Annotated in this window: 7 protein-coding genes and 1 tRNA gene; 5 read left to right on the plus strand and 3 right to left on the minus strand. The window is 59.2% G+C overall.

The genetic code is table 11. From position 1 onward, the window contains the following. Positions 1-231: 231 nt before the first annotated feature. A tRNA-Lys gene (locus tag U9R25_13890) sits at positions 232-304 on the minus strand. A gap of 188 nt (positions 305-492) precedes the next feature. Here U9R25_13890 and U9R25_13895 point away from each other — a divergent pair. Continuing rightward, the gene (locus U9R25_13895) at positions 493-918 is read left to right on the plus strand and encodes a hypothetical protein (protein MEA3336999.1); all 426 of its coding nucleotides are present in this window, start codon (positions 493-495) and stop codon (positions 916-918) included. Positions 919-1,183: 265 nt separating this feature from the next. Further along, positions 1,184-1,942, plus strand: a complete 759-nt coding sequence (locus U9R25_13900) for a glucose 1-dehydrogenase (protein MEA3337000.1) — start codon at positions 1,184-1,186, stop codon at positions 1,940-1,942. 93 nt (positions 1,943-2,035) lie between these two features. On the opposite strand, the gene U9R25_13905 is transcribed toward U9R25_13900, so the two are convergent. Then, positions 2,036-2,833: a hypothetical protein gene (locus tag U9R25_13905; GenBank protein MEA3337001.1), complete on the minus strand. Its 798-nt coding sequence runs from the start codon at positions 2,831-2,833 to the stop codon at positions 2,036-2,038. Between the two features lie 85 nt (positions 2,834-2,918). Between U9R25_13905 and U9R25_13910 the strand changes: the two genes are divergently transcribed. The 3 genes from U9R25_13910 to U9R25_13920 are packed head-to-tail and all read left to right on the plus strand — an operon-like array spanning position 2,919 to position 4,221. Beyond that, the gene (locus U9R25_13910) at positions 2,919-3,074 is read left to right on the plus strand and encodes a hypothetical protein (protein MEA3337002.1); all 156 of its coding nucleotides are present in this window, start codon (positions 2,919-2,921) and stop codon (positions 3,072-3,074) included. A 39-nt stretch (positions 3,075-3,113) separates the two neighbouring features. Beyond that, a complete protein-coding gene (locus tag U9R25_13915) occupies positions 3,114-3,929 on the plus strand; it encodes a nucleoside recognition domain-containing protein (GenBank protein MEA3337003.1) in 816 nt (271 codons plus the stop codon). A 7-nt stretch (positions 3,930-3,936) separates the two neighbouring features. Then, positions 3,937-4,221 carry a FeoC-like transcriptional regulator gene (locus U9R25_13920; protein MEA3337004.1) on the plus strand — a complete coding sequence of 95 codons (285 nt, stop codon included), beginning with the start codon at positions 3,937-3,939 and terminating at the stop codon, positions 4,219-4,221. Positions 4,222-4,655: 434 nt separating this feature from the next. Here U9R25_13920 and U9R25_13925 read toward each other — a convergent pair whose 3' ends face one another. After that, positions 4,656-5,381, minus strand: a complete 726-nt coding sequence (locus U9R25_13925) for an SDR family oxidoreductase (GenBank protein ID MEA3337005.1) — start codon at positions 5,379-5,381, stop codon at positions 4,656-4,658. Positions 5,382-5,864: the final 483 nt, after the last annotated feature.

The following is a 5,864-nucleotide window of genomic DNA, read 5'->3' on the forward strand; positions in this document are numbered from 1 at the left end:
GTCGATCCCCGTTATGCTGCAACGTCTCTGCGACGATTTTTCGGCCACGCGTCATCATGGAATAACGCCAACGGTCCGTAGAGACGTTGCATATGACACCCCCATGTTTGTCGATCCCCGTTATGATGCAACGTCTCTGCGACGATTTTTCGACCACGCGTCATCATGGGATAAACCCCAATGGTCCGTAGAGACGTTGCGTGCGGGAGCCACGGAAGGTTGTATATCAAGTGAGCCGCACAGGAATCGAACCTGTAACCTAAGGATTAAAAGTCCTTTGCTCTGCCAATTGAGCTAGCGGCCCAGCCCTTCGATTCTATCACATCGGCCCTTCTTGTCAAACCCGGGAAGGGCGTAGCATGGAGCGCGATAAAACACGTTCCGCCCCCGCCCCATGACAACGAAGTATGCCCCCCGTCATTGCGCGAACGGCCTTCCTGTGGTTCAATAAGGCAACTTCCGCATTACCCGGACTGGCTGGAGGTCCACCCAATGACCCAAACAGACACTAAAGGCATCCTGGGCACCAATCTCAGCGCGGGAGAGTTTATTCGCCTCTTCTTGATCCTGTGTGCGCCACCCTGGTTGCTTTTCCTGGCTTTGACAATGCTTCAGATCCTGCCCGTTCCCGGCGGTCTCTTCGAATGGCTGACGGCTGTCGTGATCGGTCCCCTGGCATGGGGAGCATTGCTCAACGGCTTGATGGATGGCCGGACCATACTGGGCCGCCCCGTACCCCCAGGCAGCCCAAGGCAATCCCTTATGATGGTTGTCGGCCCCGACATCCCCGCCAATCAGTGCCAGGTCGAGATCGAAGAACCCGCCACGGCTCCTGAAACGACAATCGCCGACGATGCATCGCCGGCAAGCGATGCTGGCGTCGCTTCCTCCGATAGTGAGCCAGCCGGTAGCCCGTAACGTCACGGTAGGGACTTGATGGCGTTACGCGTAGACGTTGATCAAAGAGGTGATCTTAGCGAGGTCAACTGTCCAGGTTAGGAGGAAATTCGAGGTCCGCTCAACTCGCTACAACTAGCTGATCAAGGCTCTCAATCAGAATAACATTAACCAGGCAACTGAAATCCAGAGAAGGAATTGATCGTGTCCCGAATCGGTGCTTCTTCTTTCCGCCGACTTGTCAATCAGAAACCAAAGCCAATCCCAAATCAGAAGGACTTCCCCCATGCGACTAAAAGACAGAGTAGCCCTGATCACCGGTGGCGCCGCCGGCATCGGCAAGGCGACCGCAGCCCGTTTCAAGGAAGAGAGCGCTACGGTCGTGATCTGTGACGTCAATGAGGAGGCGGGCCAGGCCACGGCCGATGAGTTGGGTATCACCTTTTTTTCGGTCAATGTGGCCGATCGGCAGGATGTCCAGCGCTGGATTGATGCCGTCGTCGAAAAGTTCGGCCGTATCGATATCATGATCAACAACGCTGGCGTGCTGCGGGATAACCAGTTGGTCAAATGGAAAGATGGCCAGCTGGCCAGGCAGATGCCGGAAGCCGATTTCGACCTGGTGATCGCTGTCAATCTCAAAGGTGTCTTCAACTGCGCGCAGGCGGTTGCGCCGGTGATGATCGAACAGGGTGGCGGCGTCATTCTCAATGCCAGCAGCATCGTGGGACTGGACGGTAACTTCGGCCAGACCAACTATGTGGCTACCAAGTCAGCCGTGATCGGCATGACCAAGGTATGGGCCCGGGAATTGGGCCGTTATGGCATCCGGGTCAACGCCGTCGCGCCCGGATTCACCCTCACCGAGATGGTCCGGCAGATGCCACCCAAGATCCTTGAGAGCATGGCCGCCCGTGCGCCGCTGGGCCGGATGGGCGAAACACGCGACATCGCCAATGCCTATCTCTTCCTGGCATCGGACGAAGCCAGCTTCATCTCGGGGGAGGTGTTGCGGGTGGATGGCGGAATCGTTGTCGGGACATGAGTAATGGCGGCTTCGGATCAACCTCGATCCCGAAGAACTGAAAGCCATAGAGTGGAGAACGTTAGGCGAGAACTTCTTCGATGTCTGCATTTACTATGGTTTCATTCTCGCTTCAACTTCGGGGGTATTTCCCCGGAACGGGCCGCTCTTCTCTAGCTTGAGACAGGTAAGCGCCGCGGCAAAACGCGTGGCCTCCTGCGGTGGTGTGCTGAGACGACGGCCTTCATATGTGGCGAAACAAGTATCGCCCCGTCCCGTCCGCCCGCTTTTCACCTTGGGTGTGATGGGCGCCTCATAGAATTGCCCCTCTGCATACACGAGCACGGCGCCGTCATAGGTCAGCACCACCTCGCTCGGCCCCAGCTCAGCCATCGCTCTCAAGGTTGTGTAACGATCGGTCTGGCCGGTCAACACCTCACCTTCAGCACGATCCAGCTTGAGATAGGTCACATGTCGTAGTCCCTCCTCCTTCTCGGCCCAATCCCGAAAGACCATAGCCTGCCCCGCGGCGGATTCCGGTTCATCTTCACGGACGCGCACAAAGCCCTGCACGTCCAGCGCCACCGGGCCCCGCCGAGCAAGCGCTTTGAGCAGTGGAATATCCACCTCGCCGGCAGCCAGAGGCGTAATGAGGATGACGCGAGCGGGTACATCTGGAATATCCTGAAGCTGGTAGGAGCCGGCAAAACCGATAGCTCGACAAATGCGCCGCTCCTGGTCGGCGGTGGGGTAGATGTTTTCCATCACGCAGGTTTCTTCTGCCGCCACCCCGTAAACCTGCACGCCTTCAGCCTTCATGTCGTCGAGGAGTTCGCCATCGTCGGGATGCAAGCGCGTCACAACAGCCGTGCGCACGCCAATGCGTTGCAGGGGAATACTGCCGTAGTACACGCCCCCCCTGTGCCTATCCCTTCCTGGCCATTGATTACCAACTTATCCCTGGTGACATGGCCAATCATCAGGATGTCAGGTGTTGGTGCTAAAGTCATTGATTATTTCCTCGTTCGATAAAGTCATCGACGGCATCCAGGCCTGTGCCTGCTTCTGCAACAAACAGTTCACCGGCCTGACCTATGGCGATGCCCCGAGGATTTTTCAGGCCGGTGAGGATGACCGTCCTGAGCACTTGTAACAAGATCCGCGGTGTGCGTGAAGGATGAGAGGAGCGCATTTGGCGTACCTCATCGGCATTGTGGTAGCCATTGTGTTGGGTGTCGTGCTGAAAAACAGCCTTTTCAAATCCGCGGGACAGACTCCCTTCGTCATGGAGTTGCCGCCCTACCGAATGCCGACGGTCAAGGGCATCTGGAGGAGCATGTGGCAGCGCACCGGCTCATTCATTCGCAAGGCGTGGACCATCATCCTGGCAGTCGCCATCGTGCTGTGGATATTGATGGCTATCCCCGTGTCCGGCGACGGAGGTTTTGGCGACGCCGACGTCAGCGACAGTCTCTTCGCCACCGTCTCCAGCGCCGTTGCCCCCATCTTCGCGCCTCTCGGCTACGATAGCTGGCAGGCCAGCAGTTCGCTGATCACCGGCTTTGTGGCCAAGGAGGTGGTCATCAGCACCATGTCCCAGGTATACGGCGCAGAGCTGCCGGAAGAGCCCCCTGAGCCGACTACCTTCCTCCAGGACGTGGGCGAGATCATTACCAGCTTCGTCCAGGCCACCATTGACACCGTCAAGTCGATCCCCTTGATCGTCGGTATCGATCTATTCGGCGAGGAGGTGGAGGAGGAGCCAACAGCCCTGATGCAGGCCATTCACTTCGATTTCGCCCGCAGCAGCGGCGGACACGCGGCCTTGGCCGGGCTCTCATTCATGATATTTGTGCTGCTCTACACGCCGTGCATGGTAGCCGTGGCCGCGGCGCGCCACGAGTTCGGCGCCAGGTGGATGTTGACCAGCGTCATCGGCCAGTTTGTCTTAGCCTGGGCGATCGCCTTCCTGGTCTTCCAGGGCGGCATTCTGCTGGGATTGGGGTGAGATAAGCATGCTACGCCAGTTATTGCTAGAATTTGAAACGGCCCAGGGCCCGGTGAACCTGACCGAATTGACCCGCAAGCTGGGTGTGGACCGGAGCGCCCTGGATGGCATGATCGCCTACTGGGTGCGGAAAGGGCGCATCAAGGATGACCAGGCGCCTGGCCCTGCGCAACCGGCGATGTGCGCCGGCAGCTCTTGTGGGACCTCCTGCTCCGGCCTGCAGGAATGTCCCTTTATCGTGACTCTACCCCGCACTTTCTCGCTCAATGAACGGTGGGACGACGGACAGTGATCGGCGGTCGGATGGGTTTCGACACGGTTCCGGATCGGATTACCCTTCCGGTGTTCGGTGTTCGGTATTCGGTGATCCGATCGGTTTCGACACGGTTCCGGATCGGATTACCCTTCCGGTATTCGGTGATCCGATCGGTTTCGACGCGGTTCCGGATCGGATTACCCTTCCGGTGTTCGGTGTTCGGTATTCGGTGATCCGATCGGTTTCGACACGGTTCCGGATCGGATTACCCTTCCGGTGTTCGGTGTTCGGTATTCGGTGATCCGATCGGTTTCGACGCGGTTCCGGATCGGATTACCGATTACCGGTCACGGATGACCTGAAGCGGTATTCGGTAATCCGATGGGATTCGACACGGTTCTGGATCGGATTACCGATTACTGGTCACGGGTTACCAGGTTCGGTGGTCGACGGTCGGTACGGCTCACGCGCTATCCCCAGGGCTTCGAGGCCGCTCGCCGAACCCGGATGTCGTCGATCACCGCGTTGCCCTTTCGTGTTACCAGGAACAGCACGATGTCGGCGATATCCTGGGGCTGCATGAGCACCGAGCGGTCAAGGTCTGGTCTGGCATCCCCGATCAGTCCGGTATCAACGCCGCCGGGTGAAATCGTGTGGACACGGATGCCATCCCCCTGAACCTCCTGCGCCAGGGCCTTGGAGAACCCCATGACGGCATGCTTCGAGGCGCTGTAGACCGACTGGTTCGGATAGCCCTTGTGTCCCACCGCCGAATTGATGTTGATGATGAACGACCCCTCCTGGCGGCGCAAATAAGGAATCGCCTCCCGGCAGACCAGGAAGGTGCCGCGGGCATTGACCGCCATCACCCGATCCCAATCTTCGGTAGTCGTCGATTCGAGGGGACCAAAGGTCCCAATGGCCGCGTTGTTGACCACGATGTCGATCCGCCCGAAACCCTCCATGACACCGGATATCAGGCGCATTACCTGATCCTCCTGGCTGATATCCGTTGCAAAGCAGGCAGCCATTCCGCCACCGGTCTCGATTTCCTCCCGGACAGCCTGAAGCTCGGCCGCGGTCCTGGACGCAAGGGCCAGATGAACGCCCGCGCCAGCCAGCGTCAGCGCGATACTACGGCCTATGCCGCGACCCGCTCCAGTTACAATGGCAACTTTTCCCTCAAGTGACTTCATGGGGACTCCGTCATCTTTCGCTGTTATCGCTGTCAGGAATCCTGGCGCAAACTGCCCAGGGATGCCCGTCGGAGAGGTCTATCAGCGCGGGGCCATTCACGAACGCCTGAATTACACCGAGTCGGCTCCAGGTGGGGGGACGCGGCGACACGGCGACCCCGCCAGCACGCCACGGCAGCAGCCGATCCGTGAGGTAGCAGGCGGTGCGAGAGCTAGGTAGGGATGGGGCGACAGAGTGACTTTGCGTCTCCTCACCCTTCGCGCTTCCTGTTCTTACCTCCCGGTACGCCCGCTGGCGCGCGCACCTCCGTGCCTTCGTGGTCCAAACCTCCGCGCCTTCGTGGTCCAAACCTCCGCACCCTTCGCGCTTCCTGTTCTTACCTCCCGGTACGCCCGCTGGCGCGCGCACCTCCGTGCCTTCGTGGTCCAAACCTCCGCACCCTTCGCGCCCTTCGCGCTTCGTGGTCTTACCTCCCGGTACGC

It is taken from the genome of Chloroflexota bacterium (genome assembly GCA_034717495.1).
Lineage (GTDB): Bacteria > Chloroflexota > Anaerolineae > JAAEKA01 > JAAEKA01 > JAYELL01.